This is a genomic window from Hydrogenophaga sp. GW101-3F08, assembly GCF_059424585.1.
Window position 1 is genome coordinate 867,629 of sequence record NZ_JBWKZP010000001.1, and the last position, 17,755, is coordinate 885,383.

Annotated in this window: 18 protein-coding genes; 6 read left to right on the top strand and 12 right to left on the bottom strand. The window is 66.2% G+C overall.

Features of this window, described 5'->3' with window-relative positions:
- Positions 1-11 precede the first annotated feature (11 nt).
- Complete coding sequence (locus tag AC07YZ_RS04400) at positions 12-773, bottom strand: lytic transglycosylase domain-containing protein (RefSeq protein WP_226492608.1); 762 nt, start codon at positions 771-773, stop codon at positions 12-14.
- On the bottom strand, positions 770-2,740 hold the full coding sequence (locus tag AC07YZ_RS04405; protein ID WP_226492607.1) for a DNA topoisomerase IV subunit B: 1,971 nt from the start codon (positions 2,738-2,740) through the stop codon (positions 770-772). The genes AC07YZ_RS04400 and AC07YZ_RS04405 overlap by 4 nt, the downstream gene beginning before the upstream one ends.
- Before the next feature lie 167 nt (positions 2,741-2,907).
- On the opposite strand from AC07YZ_RS04405, the gene AC07YZ_RS04410 reads away from it, so the two are divergent.
- The 5 genes from AC07YZ_RS04410 (at position 2,908) to bamC (ending at position 6,970) form a co-directional block, all read left to right on the top strand.
- Positions 2,908-4,152 (top strand): MFS transporter, encoded by a 1,245-nt coding sequence (locus AC07YZ_RS04410; RefSeq protein ID WP_494793848.1) that lies wholly within the window; start codon positions 2,908-2,910, stop codon positions 4,150-4,152.
- Entirely contained in the window at positions 4,149-4,277 is a 129-nt protein-coding gene (locus AC07YZ_RS04415) for a hypothetical protein (RefSeq protein WP_494793849.1), read from the top strand. The genes AC07YZ_RS04410 and AC07YZ_RS04415 overlap by 4 nt, the downstream gene beginning before the upstream one ends.
- Positions 4,278-4,832, top strand: a complete 555-nt coding sequence (locus AC07YZ_RS04420; protein ID WP_494793850.1) for a class I SAM-dependent methyltransferase — start codon at positions 4,278-4,280, stop codon at positions 4,830-4,832.
- Positions 4,833-4,911: 79 nt separating this feature from the next.
- Positions 4,912-5,799 (top strand): 4-hydroxy-tetrahydrodipicolinate synthase, encoded by an 888-nt coding sequence (gene dapA / locus AC07YZ_RS04425; protein WP_494793851.1) that lies wholly within the window; start codon positions 4,912-4,914, stop codon positions 5,797-5,799.
- Positions 5,800-5,872: 73 nt separating this feature from the next.
- Positions 5,873-6,970 (top strand): NlpB/DapX family lipoprotein, encoded by a 1,098-nt coding sequence (gene bamC, locus AC07YZ_RS04430; protein WP_494793852.1) that lies wholly within the window; start codon positions 5,873-5,875, stop codon positions 6,968-6,970.
- 104 nt (positions 6,971-7,074) lie between these two features.
- On the opposite strand, the gene AC07YZ_RS04435 is transcribed toward bamC, so the two are convergent.
- From AC07YZ_RS04435 to AC07YZ_RS04445, 3 genes are read right to left on the bottom strand one after another with little or no spacing between them, the layout of a single operon-like run.
- On the bottom strand, positions 7,075-7,569 hold the full coding sequence (locus tag AC07YZ_RS04435; protein WP_494793853.1) for a hypothetical protein: 495 nt from the start codon (positions 7,567-7,569) through the stop codon (positions 7,075-7,077).
- Positions 7,570-7,596: 27 nt separating this feature from the next.
- Positions 7,597-8,115: a hypothetical protein gene (locus AC07YZ_RS04440; protein WP_494793854.1), complete on the bottom strand. Its 519-nt coding sequence runs from the start codon at positions 8,113-8,115 to the stop codon at positions 7,597-7,599.
- Between the two features lie 27 nt (positions 8,116-8,142).
- Positions 8,143-9,294 carry a cupin domain-containing protein gene (locus AC07YZ_RS04445; protein WP_226492601.1) on the bottom strand — a complete coding sequence of 384 codons (1,152 nt, stop codon included), beginning with the start codon at positions 9,292-9,294 and terminating at the stop codon, positions 8,143-8,145.
- 14 nt (positions 9,295-9,308) lie between these two features.
- On the opposite strand from AC07YZ_RS04445, the gene AC07YZ_RS04450 reads away from it, so the two are divergent.
- Positions 9,309-9,863 (top strand): FKBP-type peptidyl-prolyl cis-trans isomerase, encoded by a 555-nt coding sequence (locus AC07YZ_RS04450; protein ID WP_494793855.1) that lies wholly within the window; start codon positions 9,309-9,311, stop codon positions 9,861-9,863.
- Positions 9,864-9,942: 79 nt separating this feature from the next.
- Here AC07YZ_RS04450 and dut read toward each other — a convergent pair whose 3' ends face one another.
- From dut to xseB, 7 genes are all read right to left on the bottom strand, one after another.
- Complete coding sequence (gene dut / locus AC07YZ_RS04455) at positions 9,943-10,392, bottom strand: dUTP diphosphatase (RefSeq protein ID WP_226492599.1); 450 nt, start codon at positions 10,390-10,392, stop codon at positions 9,943-9,945.
- A gap of 25 nt (positions 10,393-10,417) precedes the next feature.
- Positions 10,418-12,226 (bottom strand): TRAP transporter large permease, encoded by a 1,809-nt coding sequence (locus AC07YZ_RS04460; RefSeq protein WP_494793856.1) that lies wholly within the window; start codon positions 12,224-12,226, stop codon positions 10,418-10,420.
- A 2-nt stretch (positions 12,227-12,228) separates the two neighbouring features.
- A complete protein-coding gene (locus AC07YZ_RS04465) occupies positions 12,229-12,849 on the bottom strand; it encodes a TRAP transporter small permease subunit (protein ID WP_494793857.1) in 621 nt (206 codons plus the stop codon).
- Positions 12,850-13,025: 176 nt separating this feature from the next.
- On the bottom strand, positions 13,026-14,105 hold the full coding sequence (locus tag AC07YZ_RS04470) for a TRAP transporter substrate-binding protein (RefSeq protein WP_494793858.1): 1,080 nt from the start codon (positions 14,103-14,105) through the stop codon (positions 13,026-13,028).
- A gap of 249 nt (positions 14,106-14,354) precedes the next feature.
- Positions 14,355-16,250: a 1-deoxy-D-xylulose-5-phosphate synthase gene (gene dxs, locus AC07YZ_RS04475; RefSeq protein WP_226492595.1), complete on the bottom strand. Its 1,896-nt coding sequence runs from the start codon at positions 16,248-16,250 to the stop codon at positions 14,355-14,357.
- 37 nt (positions 16,251-16,287) lie between these two features.
- A complete protein-coding gene (locus AC07YZ_RS04480; protein WP_494794032.1) occupies positions 16,288-17,184 on the bottom strand; it encodes a polyprenyl synthetase family protein in 897 nt (298 codons plus the stop codon).
- A 5-nt stretch (positions 17,185-17,189) separates the two neighbouring features.
- Positions 17,190-17,459, bottom strand: coding sequence for an exodeoxyribonuclease VII small subunit (gene xseB, locus AC07YZ_RS04485; RefSeq protein ID WP_494793859.1), 270 nt, complete (start codon positions 17,457-17,459; stop codon positions 17,190-17,192).
- Positions 17,460-17,755: the final 296 nt, after the last annotated feature.

Below are 17,755 nucleotides of genomic sequence, written 5' to 3' on the forward strand. Positions count from 1 at the left end.
GTGAATCCGGTTCAGAGCGGCGCGGGTGTCTGGGCCCTGGCCTGCATGTCTGCGGGCTCCGGCACATAGCGCTGGCTCAGGGCGCGCGGCGGCTGCAGCGATTGCCGCAGTTGTGTCACCTTGCGCACATAGTTCTGGGTTTCCCGGTAGTTCGGGATCTGGCGCCCGGCGCGCAGCACCGCGCCCTCGCCGGCGTTGTAGGCCGCCAGCGCCAGCTCGGTCTGGCCGTCGAAATACTTCAGCAGCCAGGCCAGGTAACGCGCGCCCGCCTGCAGATTGGTGCGCGGATCGGTCAGGCGCTCCTGCAGCGATTCATTGGCTCTGGCTTTCACGCCAAAGCGCTGCGCGGTGTCGGGCATGAGTTGCATCAGGCCGATGGCGCCCTTGGGGCTGACCGCATGGGCATTGAACCCCGATTCGGTGGCGATCACCGCCTTGAGCAGCTCGTATTCCAGCCCGTACGCCGTGGCCGCCTCGCGGATCAGGTGGCGCACCGCCTTGTACGAGGTGGAAACCTGAAAAACCGCCTGCACGCTGGGTGAGGCATGGGCGTCCCCACGCGGCAGTTCCCGTGACACGCCCGCGGACCGGGCACCGCCGCCGTAGAACAGCTCGTAACGCCGGTCCACCTGGTGGTCGGCGAAGTGCGACACGCCGCGCTTGTCCACATAGCCCCAGATTTCCGCTGCGGCGGGCGCGGACCATCCCAGCGCCCACACCAGCAGCCACCCCAACGCCAGGGCCCGGGGCCAACGGAGTGTGTTGCGGCTCAAACGTCCACCTCCACCGAATCGCCGTGCAGCTCCATCAGCTCGCGGCGCGACGCGGCCTCGCCCTTGCCCATGAGCTTGGTGATCAGGGCTTCGGTGCCGGCGAAATCCAGCGTGCCCAGGTTGACCTGCATCAGGCGGCGGGTATCGGGGTTGAGCGTGGTGTCCCAGAGCTGCTCGGCGTTCATCTCACCCAGGCCCTTGAAACGGCTGATCTGGCACTTGTCGCGCACCACGCCGTCTTTCTCGGCCTTGTCCAGGATGGCGTGCAGCTCGCCCTCGTCCAGCGCGTACTGCTTGCTCGCGGGCTTCTTGCCACGCGCGGGCACGTCCACGCGGAACAGCGGCGGGCGCGCCACGTACACATGGCCGGCCTCGATCAGTTTGGGGAAATGGCGGAAGAACAGCGTGAGCAGCAGCACCTGGATGTGCGAGCCGTCCACGTCGGCGTCACTCAGGATGCAGACCTTGCCGTAACGCAGGCCGCTCATGTCGGGCGTGTCCAGCGGGCCGTGCGGGTCCACGCCGATGGCGACCGCGATGTCGTGGATCTCGTTGTTGGCGAACAGGCGGTCGCGCTCGACCTCCCAGGTGTTGAGCACCTTGCCGCGCAGCGGCAGGATGGCCTGGCTTTCCTTGTCGCGGCCCATCTTGGCGCTGCCGCCGGCCGAGTCGCCCTCGACCAGGAACACCTCGTTGTGCGCCAGGTCCTTGCTTTCGCAGTCGGTCAGCTTGCCGGGCAACACGGCCACGCCCGAGCCCTTGCGCTTTTCGACCTTCTGGCCGGCCTTCTGGCGGAACTGCGCGGCCTTGATGGCGAGTTCGGCGAGCTTCTTGCCGTAGTCCACGTGCTGGTTGAGCCAGAGTTCGAGCGCCGGGCGCACGAAGCTGCCAACCAGTCGCACCGCATCGCGCGAGTTCAGGCGCTCCTTGATCTGGCCCTGGAACTGCGGGTCCAGGACCTTGGCACTCAACACATACGAGGCGCGGGCAAACACGTCTTCGGGCAGCAGCTTCACGCCCTTGGGCAGCAGCGCGTGCAGCTCGATGAAGCCCTTGACCGCCTGGAACAGGCCATCGCGCAGCCCGCTTTCGTGCGTGCCGCCGGCGCTGGTGGGGATCAGGTTGACGTAGCTCTCGCGCACCGGCTGGCCGTCTTCGGTGAAGGCCACGCACCAGGCAGCGCCCTCGCCGTCGGCGAAGGTGTCGTCCTTGGCGTCGGCAAAGCCTTCGCCCTCAAACAGCGGAATCACCGGTTCGCCGTTGAGCGTCTGCTGCAGGTAGTCGCGCAGGCCGCCCTTGTAGAGCCAGGTCTGGGTGTCTTTGGTCTTCTCGTTGACCAGGGTCACCGTCACGCCCGGCATCAGCACCGCCTTGCTGCGCAGCAGGTGGGTGAGCTCGGTCATGGGCAGGGCGGCGGACTCGAAGTACTTGCCATCGGGCCAGGCGCGCACCGTGGTGCCCTGTTTGCGGTCGCCCTCGCCTTTGGGCGTGATCACCAGTTGCTCGATCACGTCACCCGCGGAAAACGCGAGTTTGGCCACCTGGCCTTCGCGGAAGCTGGTGACTTCGAGCCGGGTCGAGAGCGCGTTGGTGACCGACACGCCCACGCCGTGCAGGCCACCCGAAAAGCTGTAGGCACCGCCCTTGCCCTTGTCGAACTTGCCACCGGCGTGCAGCCGGGTGAACACGAGTTCGACCACCGGAGCCTTTTCTTCAGGGTGCAGGCCGAAGGGAATGCCGCGGCCGTCGTCTTCCACGCTCACCGAGTGGTCGGTGTGCAGCGTGACCTTGATCTTTTTGCCGAATCCGGCCAGCGCTTCGTCGGCCGCGTTGTCCAGCACTTCCTGGATGATGTGCAGCGGGTTGTCGGTGCGGGTGTACATGCCCGGCCGCTGTTTGACCGGCTCCAGTCCCTTGAGGACGCGGATCGAGCCTTCGGAATATTCGTTGGGAGATTGGGTCGCCATGGGGGCGGATTGTATGCGCCCCGATCAAAAACCACTGGATGCAAATACAGAGGAAACACCCGCCATCTCCGGCGATTCGTTCCGCGCATCAATCGGGGCCGCCGATTTCATGACCCCACGCGCCGGGGTGACACCCGCGAAATGGGCGGATTCGCTACAGTCTCGGGATGACATCGCCATTGGCCACCACCCCCGCGCCCCGACTCTCGACCCTCCAGGTGCTCGCCTGCGGTGCCTTCATCGTCACCCTCTCCATGGGCATCCGCCACGGCTTCGGCCTGTGGCTGCAGCCCGTCACCACGGCCCAGGGCTGGACGCGCGAGACCTTCGCCTTTGCGCTGGCGATCCAGAACCTGTCCTGGGGGGTGTTCGGCATCTTCGCCGGCATGGCGGCCGACCGTTTTGGCGCCATGCGCGTGCTGCTGGGAGGCGCGGTGCTCTACGCGCTGGGGCTGGCCGGCATGGCCTGGTCCACCAGCCCGGTCGGCTTTGCGCTGACCGCCGGCATCCTGATCGGTGCGGCCCAGGCGGGTACCACCTACGCCGTGATCTACGGCGTGATCGGGCGCCAGATCCCGGCCGACAAGCGCTCCTGGGCCATGGGCGTGGCGGCCGCGGCCGGCTCGTTCGGCCAGTTCCTGATGGTGCCGATCGAGGGCTGGCTCATCAGCCGCTTCGGCTGGCAGGAAGCGCTGCTGTTCCTGGGCGCCGCGGTCCTGCTCATCATGCCGCTGGCCATGGGCCTGCGCGAACCGGGCTTTGCGGGAGGTTCGCCGCCCCGGCGCGAACAGACCATTCTTCATGCGCTGCGCGAGGCGTTTCGCTACCGCAGCTTCCAGCTCTTGATGGCCGGCTATTTCGTCTGTGGCTTCCAGGTGGTGTTCATCGGCGTGCACATGCCGAGCTACCTGAAAGACAACGGCCTGTCGCCCCAGGTGGCGAGCTACGCGCTGGCGCTGATCGGCCTGTTCAACGTGATCGGCACCTACGCCGCGGGCGCGCTGGGCCAGCGCATGGCCAAGCGCCACATCCTGGCCTTCATCTACCTGGCACGGGCCGTGGCCATCAGCATCTTCCTGATCGTGCCACTCTCGCCCGCCAGCGTGTATGTGTTTTCCGCCGTCATGGGCGTGCTGTGGCTGTCCACCGTGCCGCCGACCAACGCCGTGGTGGCGCAGATCTTTGGCGTGGCGCATTTGTCCATGCTGGGCGGCTTCGTGTTCTTCAGCCACCAGATCGGCAGTTTCCTGGGCGTGTGGCTGGGTGGCTATCTGTACGACCGCACTGGCAGCTACGACGTCGTCTGGTATATCTCGATCGCGCTGGGGGTGTTCGCCGCGCTGATCAATCTGCCGGTGCGCGAGTCGCCCATCGTCCGCGGCGGCCCGCAGCGCGCGGGAGTGGCCGCATGAGACCGCTGGCGCTCAGGGCCCTGGTCTGGGCCGGCGTGCTGTTGGTCCTGCTGGGCACCCTTGCGCTCTACCAGCGGCCCGACTTTCTCGTGAACCTGGCCGACCAGCTCTGGAGCTGTTTCTAGATGCACGGCACCGAAGCGCCCTCGGCCTGGGTACAGCGCTGGTCGCATCTGGTTCCCGTCGCGGGGTCGGTGCTCGACGTGGCCTGCGGCCATGGCCGCCATCTGCGTTGGTTCGCTGGGCGCGGCCATCCGGTGACGGGCGTGGACCGCTCGGCCGAAGCCATCGAAGCCGTGTCCGGGCTGGGGCGCGCGGTGCAGGCCGACATCGAGAACGGCCCCTGGCCCTTCGCGGACGAAACGTTCGACGCGGTGGTGGTGACGAACTACCTCTGGCGCCCCCTGCTGGCGCGGATCGTGGCCAGCGTGGCGCCGGGCGGCGTGCTGATCTGCGAAACCTTTGCCCAGGGAAACGAAACCGTGGGCAAGCCGTCACGGCCCGATTTCCTGCTCCAACCCGGCGAGCTGTTGCAGGCCACAGCCGGTCTGCACGTGGTGGCCTTTGAAGACGGTTTCGTCGACCGGCCCGAACGCTTCGTGCAGCGCATCGCGGCGGTGCGAAAACGTCCACATCTCCCGGGTCTGCCCGAGCGGTATCCGCTGGATGCCACTGGGTAGAATGTCAGATTCGTGCGCCCGCTGACGCCGCCCCTTTGGTCGGCCGTTGCGCAGGTGCCCACCACTTGAGCCTTTAGCTATGAACCCCATCACCGGCAGCATCGTGGCCCTGGTCACGCCCATGCAAGAAGACGGCAGCGTGGACTACCCCACCCTGCGCAAACTCATCGACTGGCACATCGACGAAGGCACCGACTGCATCGGCGTGGTCGGCACCACGGGCGAATCGCCCACCGTCACGGTCGAAGAACACTGCGAGATCATCCGCGTGGCGGTCGAACAGGCCGCCAAACGCGTGCCCATCATGGCCGGCTGCGGCGCCAACTCCACCGCCGAAGCCATCGAGCTGGCGAAGTTCGCGCGCAGCGTCGGTGCCGACTGCCAGCTGCAGGTCGTGCCCTACTACAACAAGCCGACCCAGGAAGGCCAGTACCAGCACTTCAAGGCCATCGCCGAAGCCACGGGCGACCTGCCCGTCGTGCTTTACAACGTGCCGGGCCGCAGCGTGGCCGACATGTCGGTCGACACGGCGCTGCGCCTGGCGCAGGTGCCCGGCATCGTCGGCATCAAGGAAGCCACCGGCAACATCGAACGCGCGCAATGGCTGATCCGCGAAGCGCCGGAAGGCTTTGCCATCTACTCGGGTGACGACCCCACCGCCGTGGCGCTCATGCTCTGCGGCGGCCAGGGCAACATCAGCGTGACGGCCAACATCGCCCCGCGCCTGATGCACGAGCTGTGCATGGCCGCCATTTCGGGCGACATTCGCAAGGCCATGGACATCCAGTTCCGGCTGATGCCGGTGCACAAGAACCTGTTCGTCGAAGCCAACCCGATCCCGCTGAAATGGGCCATGGCCCGTATGGGCCTGTGCGCGGAAACCATGCGCCTGCCGCTGACCCCCATGTCCCGCGCCTTTGAACCTGTGGTTGAATCCGCGCTCAAAGACAGCGGCCTGATCGATTGAGCGGGCCGACGCCTTTTCTCCTGCTTTTCCTTTTCCGCAAAGCCAGACCATGCACCTTCACAAACCCAGCCCCATGCCTTCATTTGCCCGCCTTGGCCTGATCACGCTGGCGGCGACGCTGGCCACGGGTTGCTCCGTGCTGCAGGAAGACAAGATCGACTACAAGACCGCGCAACGCGGCAGCACGCTGGAGGTGCCGCCCGACCTGACCCAGCTCAGCCGGGACTCGCGCTACAACGTGCCGGGCTCGGTGGTCACCGCCAGCGGCTACCAGTCGGCCCAGCCGGTCCAGGCATCGGACAGCACCACCGCGGTCAACAGCGTGGGCGACGTGCGCATCGAGCGCGCGGGCAACCAGCGCTGGCTGGTGATCGATCGACCGGCCGACAAGCTCTGGAGCCCGGTGCGCGATTTCTGGCAGGAAAACGGTTTCCTGCTCGAACTCGACCAGGAAAAACTGGGGGTGATGGAAACGGACTGGGCCGAAAACCGCGCCAAACTGCCCCAGGATTTCATCCGCTCCACCATCGGCAAGGTGTTCGACAACCTGTATTCCACCGGCGAACGCGACAAATTCCGCACCCGGCTGGAGCGCAATCCCGCTGGCGGCACCGAGATCTACATCAGCCATCGGGGCATGATCGAGGTCTACACCAGCACCCAGAAAGACCAGACCATCTGGCAACCGCGCCCGTCCGACGTTGAACTGGAAACCGAATTCCTGCGGCGCCTGATGGTCAAGCTCGGCGTGAGCGAAGTCCAGTCCAAAGCCATCGCGGCCTCCGCACCGCCTCAGGCCGCCGCCCGCGTGGCCACGGTGAACAACCAGCCGGTGGTGCAGCTCGAAGACGGTTTCGATCGCGCCTGGCGCCGCGTGGGCCTCTCGCTGGACCGCACCGGCTTCACCGTGGAAGACCGAGATCGCACCCAGGGCGTCTACTTTGTGCGCTACGTGCCGGCCACCGCCACCACCGACACCAAGAAGCCGGGCTTCTTCGGGCGCCTGTTCGGCGGTTCCGCGGCCGAACCCACGCCGGCGAAATACCGCGTGGTGGTGCGCAGCGGCAACGACACCAGCAGCACCGTCTCGGTGCTCAATGCCCAGGGCCAGCCCGACACCACGGCCAACGCCCAGCGCATCATTCAATTGCTGGCCGACGACCTGAAATAACCCCCTGCCTGCGCCACAGTCCGGCGCAGCGCGGACGTGAAAAAGCCGCCCGAGGGCGGCTTTTCCACGTCCAGGGCACCGACGACGAGGTGCCTCGGAACGGATCACTGCGCCGGCTTGACGGCTTCCTTGGCGGCGTCCGTAGCGGCCTTGGCAGCTTCGGCGGCCTTGTCTGCGGCTTCCTTCGCGGCATCGACAGTGGCTCCGGCGGCGTCCTTGGCAGCGTCAGCGGCAGCACCTGCGGCTTCAGCAGGCGTCGGAGCGGGTGCCGGGGCCGGTGCCGCGTCAGCGGGGGCCGGTGCTGCGGCAGGCGCCGGAGCTTCCACAGCAGCTTCTTCTTTTTTACCGCAAGCGGTCAGGGCCATCGCGGCAAGCAGACTGGCGAGCAGGAGGGTTTTTTTCATGGCATCAATTCCTATGGATGAGACAGACAAACATTCATTTCGATTTTTGTGAATCAACCAAAAAAAAACCGAATGCGGCATCCGGGATTGATTGACCCAGTCAGACAACCGTTGTGAGGTCTCCCGACTGGAGATCAATGATAGGTTCAAAAAACCATCCCCATTTACCCCTATCAACTTTTTTCTTTTTCTCACAACCATCTGTTGCCAAAGAGCGATTCGTCACAAACCCAGGGTGGTCGCAGCGAACGAGGGGCTGCCCTTGTGCCAGCAGGCATCAAGCCGCTCGCGCAGCGCCACCCGCCGCTCTGCGTCGTCGCTGGCCACCAGGGTGCAGCGCAGCACATCGAGCCGTTCCAGGGTCCAGCCCGGTGACCAGATCGCACTGGGAAGGTCGGCCCCAGTGGCACCCGTGCAGGCATGGGCCTCCACCAGGTGTGACCAGGTCGTGCGCCATTGCACCAGGCGCGGATGCAGCTGCCGCAAGGGCGCGAAGTCGCGCGCCATGAACTGGATGTGCCGGCCACGGCCGGCCCAGGCCTGCAGCGAGTCCACCACCGCGCGCTCACCCAGGGGCCAGTCGGCGAAGTCGGGGTCGCTCAGCACGAGCTGCGGCCAGCCTTCGCGCGCCGCGCAGGCCAGCGCCTGCCGGATCAGCCCGGCAAAGGCCTCCCGGCCCTCGATGCGCCCCACGGGCAGGGCCTGCGGAACCGGTTCGCTGTTGCCATCGCTGTGGGTCATGTGGAGACCTCCTGAAGAAGGATGAACTCAGGCTGTCGGTGCGCAGTGCAGCCAGCCGGCCTCAAACCAGTCCTGCAGCAGCGCCAGCGCGGCGGGGCTGGCCAGCGCCACCTGCCGCGCGCCCAGGCAGCGCGTGTCGGCCAGGCTGCGCATCAGCCGGGCGTCGGCCCCAGCGGCACGAAAGCCCTCGCCGTTGATGAACACATGGCGCGCGTCGTACATCATGCGGGTGCGCCGGTCCAGCGTCAGCGCACCAGGCACCCAGTCGTGCTGCGGCTCTTCGAACCAGACCTTGGGTTTGGGCTCGGTCATGACCTCGCCCAGCGCGCAGGCCAGCGACTGGCGCTCGGCCAGCAGCCGCTGCAGCGCGTCGGCGGCAAAGGCCTCCAGGGCCGGAGGCATGGCGGCCGGTGTGTCGGTCGCGGCCTGGTCCGGGTCCCGGTAGAGCGTGGTGTCGTCGAACTCGTCGGCCATGCGCTGCAACAGCTCACCCGCGAGACCGCCGCGCTGCGGCACGCGAAAACCGATGGAGTAGGTCATGCAGTCGTCGCCCACGGCCACGCCGTCGTGCGCCCAGCGCGGCGGCAGGTAGAGCATGTCGCCGGGGTTGAGCAGGTGCTCTTCTTCGGGCTCGAAGTGGCTGAGGATCTTCAGTGGCACGTCCGGTTCGAGCGACAGGTCTTTCTGGCGGCCGATGCGCCAGTGGCGCTGGCCGCTGGCCTGGAGCAGGAACACGTCGTAGCTGTCGAAATGGGGCCCGACACCGCCACCGTCGCTGGCCCAGGAGATCATCAGGTCGTCCAGCCGGGCGTCGGGCACAAAGCGGAAACGCTCCAGCAGCTCGCGCCCGGTGTCCAGGTGCAGGTCCACCCCCTGCACCAACAGCGTCCAGCGCGGCTGCTTGAGCGGCGGGAAGACCGTGCGGGCGAACGGACCGTGCCGCAGCGTCCAGCCCGAGGCCTTGTGCACGATCATCCGCGACTCCACGACCTCGTCGGCCGCCATGGCAAACAGCGCCTGCCGGTTCACGAACGGGGTGAAACCGGGGAAGGCGTTGCGAATCAGCAGGGGCTTTTTCTGCCAGTAGCGGCGCATGAACTGCGCGGGGGAAAGACCACCGAGCATGGTGCGGGGGGTGTCGGGCGTCTCTGCAGCGCTGGAGTGTGGGGCTTGTGTCATGGGACAATTGTCCGATGAAAATCACCGAACAATGCGTCGTGGCGCTGACCTGGACGCTCAAAGACACGCTGGGTGAAGAGCTGGACGTGCTCGACGAACCCGTTGAATTCCTGGTGGGCGGGCGCGACCTGCTCGCAAAAATCGAAGAAGCCCTGCTCGGCCATGCGGCCGGTGACACGGTGGAACTGCACCTGGAACCCCAGAACGCTTTCGGCGACTACGACGACCGCCTGTTGTTCCTCGAACCGCGCCACCTGTTCCCCGAGGAACTCGAAGAAGGCATGGGCTTCGAGGGTCTGCCCCCGGGTTGCAACCCGGCCGCGCCCCAAGACCGCTTGTATTTCGTGAGCGACATCTACCCCGAACACGTGGTGCTGGACGGCAACCACCCGCTGGCGGGCATCGCGCTGCGCATCACGCTCAAGGTGCACACCGTGCGCGAGGCACAGATCAGCGAAGTCGGCCGCGGCACGCTGGGCACCGGCTTCTTCCGCATGCAGGTGGACACCGAGGGTCCGGCCGACGGCGCCATGGACGACACGCCACCGGGCCCTCGCACGCTGCACTGACCGCCCGTCGAGCCCCCCTCCATGCAAAAGGGCGCCCGAAGGCGCCCTTTTTTCTTTGCGGCCGGCGAAGGCCGGTGGCTCAACCCCGACCGGTGGAGCCGTAGCCCCCGGCGCCCCGCTCACTGGCCTGTGCGAAGTCTTCCACGAGGTTGAAGCGCGCCTGCACCACCGGCACGATGACCATCTGCGCGATGCGCTCCATGGGCTCGATGGTGAAGGCCACGTCGCTGCGGTTCCAGGCGCTCACCATGAGCTGGCCCTGGTAATCGCTGTCGATCAGGCCCACCAGATTGCCCAAGACGATGCCGTGCTTGTGGCCAAGCCCGGAGCGCGGCAGGATCATGGCTGCGAACCCCGGGTCGGCCAGGTGGATGGCCAGCCCGGTGGGCACCAGTTGCCAGGCGTTGGGCGCCAAGGTCAGCGGGGCGTCCAGGCAGGCACGCAGGTCCAGGCCGGCGCTGCCGGGAGTGGCGTAGGCGGGCAACTGGTCCGCCATGCGCGGGTCCAGCACCTTCACGTCGATCTGCATGTCGTCAAGCTCCTCACGGTAAACGTCATTCGGCCTTCTTGATGGCCTCTTCCAGCGCCTTGGCCGGGTCGTCTTCGGCGGCCGGCGCTTCACCCGCAGCGGGTTCGGCGGGCTGGGAGTCCGCGCCCTCCATGCCTTTGGTGGGATCGCTTTCTTCGGCCCCCTCGGCTGGCGTGTCTTCCTCCATACCTGGCATGTTGTTGAGCATGTCGGTCACGGTGGCGTCGTCAACCACGGCGGCTTTCTGCAGATTGCCGGTAACGAGCCCCGGGTTGAACACGACCACCGCCACCATGATGAGCTGCAGCACGATGAAGGCGATCGAGCCCTTGTAGATCTGTGCCGTGGTCACCGCCGGAATGCGCTTCTTGGTGATGTGGTCGGTGTAGTCGCTGCGAGCGGCCACACTGCGCAGATAGAACAGCGCGAAACCGAAGGGCGGCGTGAGGAACGAGGTCTGCAGGTTCATTGCCAGGATGATGCCGAACCAGATCAGGTCGATGCCCAGTTTGTCGGCCACCGGCGCGAGCAGGGGGATCACGATGAAGGCGATTTCAAAGAAGTCGATGAACATGCCCAGCACGAACACCAGCACGTTGACCACCAGCAGGAAGCCCATCTGGCCACCCGGCAACTTGGCGAACAGGTGTTCCACCCAGATGTGGCCGTCGGCGGCGTTGAAGGTGAAGCTGAACACCGTGGAGCCGATCAGGATGAACAGCACGAAGATCGCGAGCTTGGTGGTGTTCTCCAGCGCCTGGGTCATCAGGCTCCACGACAGGCGCTTGCGCGAACCGGCCATGATCAGCGCGCCCAGGGCACCCATGGCACCACCTTCGGTGGGCGTGGCAATGCCCAGGAAAATCGTGCCCAGCACCAGGAAGATGAGCACCAGCGGCGGAATCAGCACAAAGGTCACTTGACCGGCCAGGCGCGACAACAGACCCAGTTTGAACAGGCTGTTGACCAGGGCCATGAACAGCGCCAGGAACGAGGCCACCGTGAGCGACATGATGACGATTTCGTCACCCGGCGCATCCATCTCGCGCCCGATCAGGGGGTTGATGACGGACTGATGCACCTGCGACCACGCATAGCCCGCAACGCCGCAAATCGCCAACAGGATCAACAAGGACCGGTGACCACTGCTGCCATTGGGTTCGTTGAAGACCCGCGCTTCGGCTGGCAGAGCCGGCACCCAATCGGGTTTGACGATGGCCACGACCGCAATGAACAGCAGGTACAGGCCCACCAGCATCAGGCCGGGGATCAGACCACCGGAGTACATGTCACCGACCGAACGGCCCAACTGGTCGGCCAGCACGATCAACACCAGCGACGGCGGAATGGCTTGCGCCAGGGTGCCCGAAGCGGTGATGGTGCCGGTTGCAATCGTGCGGTTGTAACCATAGCGCAGCATGATGGGCAGCGAGATCAGCCCCATCGAGATCACCGCAGCGGCCACGACGCCGGTGGTGGCCGCCAGCAAGGCGCCCACCAGGATCACCGCCACGGCGAGACCGCCGCGCACGGGACCGAACACCTGCGCCACCGTGGCCAGCAGGTCTTCGGCCATGCGGCTGCGCTCCAGGATGATGCCCATGAGCGTGAAGAACGGGATCGCCAGCAGGGTGTCGTTCTGCATGATGCCAAACACCCGCAACGGCAAGGCCTGGAACAGGTTGGACGGAAACAGCCCGACTTCCATGCCGATGAAGCCGAAGAACATGCCCGTGGCAGCCAGCGCGAACGCCACCGGGAACCCCGAGAGCAGGAACACCAACAGGCCACCGAACATCAGCGGCACGAAGTTTGCAGTCAGAAATTCAACCATGATCACTGCACTCCCTTGAGTTGTTGTTCTTGTTTCAGCCGCTCCTGCTCTTCTTCTTCGAGCAGTTGCTGGGCCAGCAGCTCTTCGTCGCTGGGGCCTTCGTGGGCCAGCGCATCGGGGCCGTTGCCGGTCAGGAAGGCAATGCGCTTGATCAATTCGCTCACGCCCTGCGCGGACAAAAGTGTGAAACCCAGGGGAATCAGGAGAAACACCGGCCAACGAATCAAGCCACCCGAGTTGGACGACATCTCACCCGTGGTCCAGGCGCGCTCGAACAGCGGCCAGCCCAGCGTGGCCATCATGTAACACAGGGGGAACAGGAACACCAGAATGCCGAAGATGTCGACCCAGTTGCGCCCGCGCGCACTGAATTTGGAAGAGATGAAATCGATGCGCACATGGGCGTTGCGCAGGAAGGCGTAGCCCGCGCCCAGCATGAACACCGCCGCGAACAGATACCACTGGATTTCCAGCAGTCCGTTGGAACTGGTGTTGAATATCTTGCGCACGATGGCATTGCCAGCGCTGATGAGGGTGGCCGCCAGAATGAGCCACATGGCCAGCTTGCCGATGAGTTGGCTGATGGCGTCGATCAGACGCGAGAGCGTTAATAAAAGCTTCATGGAATTCCCCGCGGGGTTTGGGTGTTCAAAGACAACCGGTCAGTCTATGCATAGTGATCACGCCCTGGCTGAACAAGCCCTGACGGACGACACCGGCAGACACCCCGTCGGGCGCCGGCCGAGGCCCGAGCAAAAAACCCCGCCGGGGCGGGGCTTTTTGCCGGACGCTGCACCGATCAGAGCTTGGCCGACTGCATGTAGCGGTCGAACTGGGCTTCGGTGAAACGGAACCAGAGGTTCTGGTCTTTGCGGAAAGCCGCGTAGTCCGTGTAGATCTTTTTCCACTTCGGATTCTTGGAGCTGATGTCGTCGTACAGCGCCATCGAGTTCTTGAACGCGGCGTCCATCACGACCTTGGGGAACGGCAGCACCTTGGTACCGGCGGCCACCAGTTGCTTGAGCGCGGCCGGGTTCAGGGCGTCGTACTTGGCCTGCATGGTGGTGTGGGCAATGGCAGACGCGCACTCCACGATGGCCTTGTTTTCTGCCGACAGGGCGTTGAAGGCCTTGTTGTTGACGTACAGCGAGAGCTGCGGGCCGCCTTCCCACCAGCCGGGGTAGTAGTAGTTCTTGGCGACCTTGTTGAAGCCCAGCTTCTGGTCGTCGTACGGACCCACCCACTCGGTGGCGTCGATGGTGCCTTTTTCCAGCGCCTGGTAGATCTCGCCGCCGGGGATGTTCTGCGGCACGCCACCCATGGTGGTGAGCACCTTGCCGGCGAAACCGCCGATGCGCATCTTCAGACCCTTGATGTCTTCCAGCGTCTTGATTTCCTTGCGGTACCAGCCGCCCATCTGGGCGCCGGTGTTGCCCATGGGGAAGTTGACGATGTTGTAGCCTTCGTAGAACTCACGGAACAGCTTCATGCCGTTGCCTTCGTACATCCAGGCCGTCATCTGGCGGCTGTTGAGACCGAAGGGGATGGCGCAGTCCATGGCGAAGGTGTCGTCCTTGCCGAAGAAGTAATAAGGCGCGGTGTGCGCGCACTCCACGGTGCCTTCCTGCACGCCGTCCACCACACCGAAGGCGGGCATGAGCTCACCACCGGGGTGCACCGTGACGCTGAACTTGCCGCCGGACATTTCGCCGACCTTCTTGGCAAACACGTCGGCGGCGCCGTAGATGGTGTCCAGCGCCTTGGGGAAGCTGGAAGCCAGACGCCAGCGGATGGCGGCCTGCGCATGAACGGCGGGGGCGGCTCCTGCGGCCAGCACACCGGCGATGCCTGCGTGCTTGATGAGGGAACGACGATCCATATTGATTGACTCCGTGGTTGGTTCTGCACAACCCGGCCGGTTCTGATGCGGCCAGGGACTTTCAACAGTCCGGGCCATTGTAGGAACACCCCTCCCCCACCTCTTGCGGGTTTTCCCTCGAAGAACCGCCCTTTTGGCACAGGTGTTCAGTGTTCTGCAAGCTTCGGCCGACCCCCGGTCCGGCCCATGAAAGCAGGTTCAACAGGGACGTGAAATTTCTTCCGCCCGCGGCAGCGGACGCAGCGCCGATCAGGCCGCGACTTTCAGACCCGGAGCGGCGTCGAGCAGGTCCGCGAAGCGTGCACGCACCGAGCGCTCAATGCCGGCGGCGTCCAGCCCCAGCATGGCCAGCAGCCTGGCCGGGTCACCGTGCTCGATGAACTCGTCGGGCAGCCCCAGTTGCAGCACCGGCAGCGTCAGGCCCTCGGCCTGCAGGGCTTCGAGCACGGCGCTGCCGGCCCCGCCCTGGAGGCAGCCTTCCTCGACCGTCACCAGCGCCTGGTGTGAGGCCGCGAGTTCGCGCAACAGCGCCAGGTCCAGCGGTTTGGCCCAGCGCATGTTGGCCACGCTCGCCCCCAGGCGTTGCGCCGCCGCCAGCGCCGGGTGCAGCAGGGTGCCGAACGCCAGGATCGCCACGCCGCGGCCTTTGTGGGTCCATTCGCCGCGGCCGTAGGGCAGCGCCTCCAGCCCGCTGGGCTGCACCGCGCCGACACCGGCACCGCGCGGGTAGCGCACAGCCACCGGGTGGTCCTGTTCGAAGGCCGTGCTCAGCAACTGGCGGCATTCGGCCTCGTCGGACGGGCAGGCCACGGCCATGTTGGGGATGCAGCGCAGGAACGCGATGTCGTACGCCCCCGCGTGGGTGGCACCATCGGCGCCCACCAGGCCCGCGCGGTCCAGCGCGAACACCACCGGCAGGTTCTGCAGCGCCACGTCGTGGATCAGTTGGTCGTAGGCGCGCTGCAGGAAGGTGGAGTAGATCGCCACCACCGGCTTCATGCCCTCGCAGGCCAGGCCCGCGGCGAAGGTGACCGCGTGCTGTTCGGCAATGCCGACGTCGAAATAGCGGGCCGGGAAACGGCGCTCGAATTCGACCATGCCCGAACCCTCGCGCATGGCCGGCGTGATGCCGACCAGGCGCGGATCGGCCTCGGCCATGTCGCACAACCACTGGCCAAACACCTGGGTGAAGGTGGTCTTGGGCGGCGTGGCGGGTTTCGTCAGCCCCACGGCGGGGTCGAACTTGCCCGGGCCGTGGTAGGCCACCGGGTCGGCCTCGGCCAGCTTGTAGCCCTGGCCTTTCTTGGTGACCACGTGCAGGAACTGCGGGCCGCTGTCGGTCTCCAGCAGGTGGCGGATGTTTTCCAGCGTGGGGATGAGCGAGTCGAGGTCGTGGCCGTCGATCGGGCCGATGTAGTTGAAACCGAATTTTTCGAACAGCGTGGCCGGCACCACCATGCCTTTGGCGTGTTCTTCGAGGCGCTTGGCCAGCTCGAACAGCGGCGGCGCGCCGCGCAACACCTGCTTGCCCACGTTTTTCGCCGCGGCGTAGAACTGGCCGCTCATGAGCTGGGCCAGGTAGCGGTTGAGCGCGCCCACCGGCGGACTGATCGACATGTCGTTGTCGTTGAGCACCACCAGCAGCCGGCCTTCGGCCACACCCGCGTTGTTCAGCGCTTCGAAGGCCATGCCCGCCGTCATGGCGCCGTCGCCGATGATGGCCACGGAATGGCGTTTCTCGCCCTTGATCCGGGAGGCCAGCGCCATGCCCAGCGCGGCCGAGATGCTGGTGGACGAATGCGCCGTGCCGAAGGTGTCGTATTCGCTTTCCTCGCGGCGCGGAAAACCGCTGATGCCGCCCTGCTGGCGCAGGCTGTGCATGCGGTCGCGGCGGCCGGTGAGGATCTTGTGCGGGTAGGTCTGGTGGCCCACGTCCCAGACCAGCCGGTCCTCGGGGGTGTTGAACACGTAGTGCAGCGCCACGGTGAGCTCCACCGTGCCCAGGTTGGAGCTGAGGTGGCCGCCGGTGCGCGCCACGCTCTCCAGCACGAACGTCCGCAACTCATTGGCCAGGGGTTGCAACTGGGTGCGCGCGAGGCGCCGCAGATCCGCGGGCGACTCGATGGTGGGCAGCAATGGGTTCATGGGGTTGTCGCTTGGGTCTCTTGAGGGACGGGGCTCATCAGTGGGCACGGCGGCCCACCCAGTCGGCCAGGGCGTGCAGGGTGTCGGCGTGGGTCAGGCCGCTGTGGCGCAGCGCATCGTGCGCCTGGTCCAGCACGCGGTCCGCGTAGGCCTGCGCCTGGTCCAGCCCCATCAGGGAAACAAAGGTGGGTTTGTCGCAGGCGGCGTCCTTGCCCGCGGTCTTGCCCAGGGTGGCCGAATCGGCGGTGACGTCGAGGATGTCGTCCACCACCTGGAACGCCAGGCCCAGGCTGGCGCCGTAACGCGCCAGCTGCGTGCGGGTGGTTTCGGAGGCCTGCCCCGTGGCCGCGCCCATCATGACGCTGGCCTGCAGCAGGGCACCGGTCTTCTGGCGGTGCATGGCTTCCAGCGCGGCCTGGTCCAGCGCCAAGCCGACGCTGGCCAAGTCCACGGCCTGCCCGCCGGCCATGCCCTCGGCACCGGCCGAGAGCGCCAGCAGCCGGCACAGGGTGGCGGACATGCCCGCCTCCAGGCTGCCGTCGCCCGGCACCAGCAGCTCAAAAGCCAGGGCCTGCAGGGCGTCGCCCGCGAGCAGGGCCTGGGCCTCGCCAAACCGCACATGCACCGTGGGCTTGCCCCGGCGCAGCACATCGTTGTCCATGCAGGGCATGTCGTCGTGCACCAGCGAGTAGGCGTGGATCAGCTCCACCGAGCAGGCCGCGCGCATCGCGGCACCCGGCGCGCCGTTCACGGCACCGCTGGTGGCCAGCACCAGCAAGGGGCGCAGGCGTTTGCCCCCGTCAAGCACGGCGTAGCGCATGGCCTCGCCCAGGCCGGCGGGCGCGTCCAGCGGCACCCACCCGGACAAAGCGTGTTCCACCGCCGCCTGCTGCGCTTCGCGCCAGGCAACGAAGGCGCGGGTGTCTGAAAGCAATGTGTTCACGCGGCGTCCCAGGGTTTGAGTTCGCCGCCTTCCAGAACCTTGATCTGGTTTTCCACCGCTTCGAGCCGGCCGCGGCAGAAAGCGAGCAGTTCGGCCCCGCGCTGGTAGCGCGTGAGCAGTTGGTCCAGGGGCAGTTGGCCGGCGTCGAGCTGGGCCACCAGTTGCTCCAGCTCTTCCAGAGCGGCTTCGTAGCTGGTGGCCACGTCACTGGCCGCACCGGCGCGGGCCGATGATGGGGTTTTCTTGGGAGTGGAGGGTGAGGTCATGGAGCAGTTGCAAAGCAATCGGAGAGCCCGCGGGGGCGGGCCACGGCCGGCCCCAACGGGGTGCGCGCCGCGCATCTGGCCGGCCAGCCCACCGAATCGCGGATTTTAGCCCTGTGGCCCAAGAAACCGCGTGCCGCGCCCGACCACCCGGCGCCAGCGGGGGCCTCGCCGACACCCCCGGGGTACAATCCGCCTCCTTTTTCATCACTGACGGACAGCCCCTGTCCGGAGGGACGCACCACTCCACCCATCCCGCGCGAATTCGATTTTCGACCAGCGCTTACCCTGCCCCTTCA

Excerpts from the sequence above, each read along its gene's own strand:
- AC07YZ_RS04405 (WP_226492607.1), bottom strand. The coding sequence starts at position 2,740 with ATGGCGACCCAATCTCCCAACGAATATTCCGAAGGCTCGATCCGCGTC.
- AC07YZ_RS04410 (WP_494793848.1), top strand. The coding sequence starts at position 2,908 with ATGACATCGCCATTGGCCACCACCCCCGCGCCCCGACTCTCGACCCTC.
- AC07YZ_RS04415 (WP_494793849.1), top strand. The coding sequence starts at position 4,149 with ATGAGACCGCTGGCGCTCAGGGCCCTGGTCTGGGCCGGCGTGCTGTTG.
- AC07YZ_RS04420 (WP_494793850.1), top strand. The coding sequence starts at position 4,278 with ATGCACGGCACCGAAGCGCCCTCGGCCTGGGTACAGCGCTGGTCGCAT.
- dapA (WP_494793851.1), top strand. The coding sequence starts at position 4,912 with ATGAACCCCATCACCGGCAGCATCGTGGCCCTGGTCACGCCCATGCAA.
- bamC (WP_494793852.1), top strand. The coding sequence starts at position 5,873 with ATGCCTTCATTTGCCCGCCTTGGCCTGATCACGCTGGCGGCGACGCTG.
- AC07YZ_RS04440 (WP_494793854.1), bottom strand. The coding sequence starts at position 8,115 with ATGACCCACAGCGATGGCAACAGCGAACCGGTTCCGCAGGCCCTGCCC.
- AC07YZ_RS04445 (WP_226492601.1), bottom strand. The coding sequence starts at position 9,294 with ATGACACAAGCCCCACACTCCAGCGCTGCAGAGACGCCCGACACCCCC.
- AC07YZ_RS04450 (WP_494793855.1), top strand. The coding sequence starts at position 9,309 with ATGAAAATCACCGAACAATGCGTCGTGGCGCTGACCTGGACGCTCAAA.
- dut (WP_226492599.1), bottom strand. The coding sequence starts at position 10,392 with ATGCAGATCGACGTGAAGGTGCTGGACCCGCGCATGGCGGACCAGTTG.
- AC07YZ_RS04460 (WP_494793856.1), bottom strand. The coding sequence starts at position 12,226 with ATGGTTGAATTTCTGACTGCAAACTTCGTGCCGCTGATGTTCGGTGGC.
- AC07YZ_RS04465 (WP_494793857.1), bottom strand. The coding sequence starts at position 12,849 with ATGAAGCTTTTATTAACGCTCTCGCGTCTGATCGACGCCATCAGCCAA.
- AC07YZ_RS04470 (WP_494793858.1), bottom strand. The coding sequence starts at position 14,105 with ATGGATCGTCGTTCCCTCATCAAGCACGCAGGCATCGCCGGTGTGCTG.
- dxs (WP_226492595.1), bottom strand. The coding sequence starts at position 16,250 with ATGAACCCATTGCTGCCCACCATCGAGTCGCCCGCGGATCTGCGGCGC.
- xseB (WP_494793859.1), bottom strand. The coding sequence starts at position 17,459 with ATGACCTCACCCTCCACTCCCAAGAAAACCCCATCATCGGCCCGCGCC.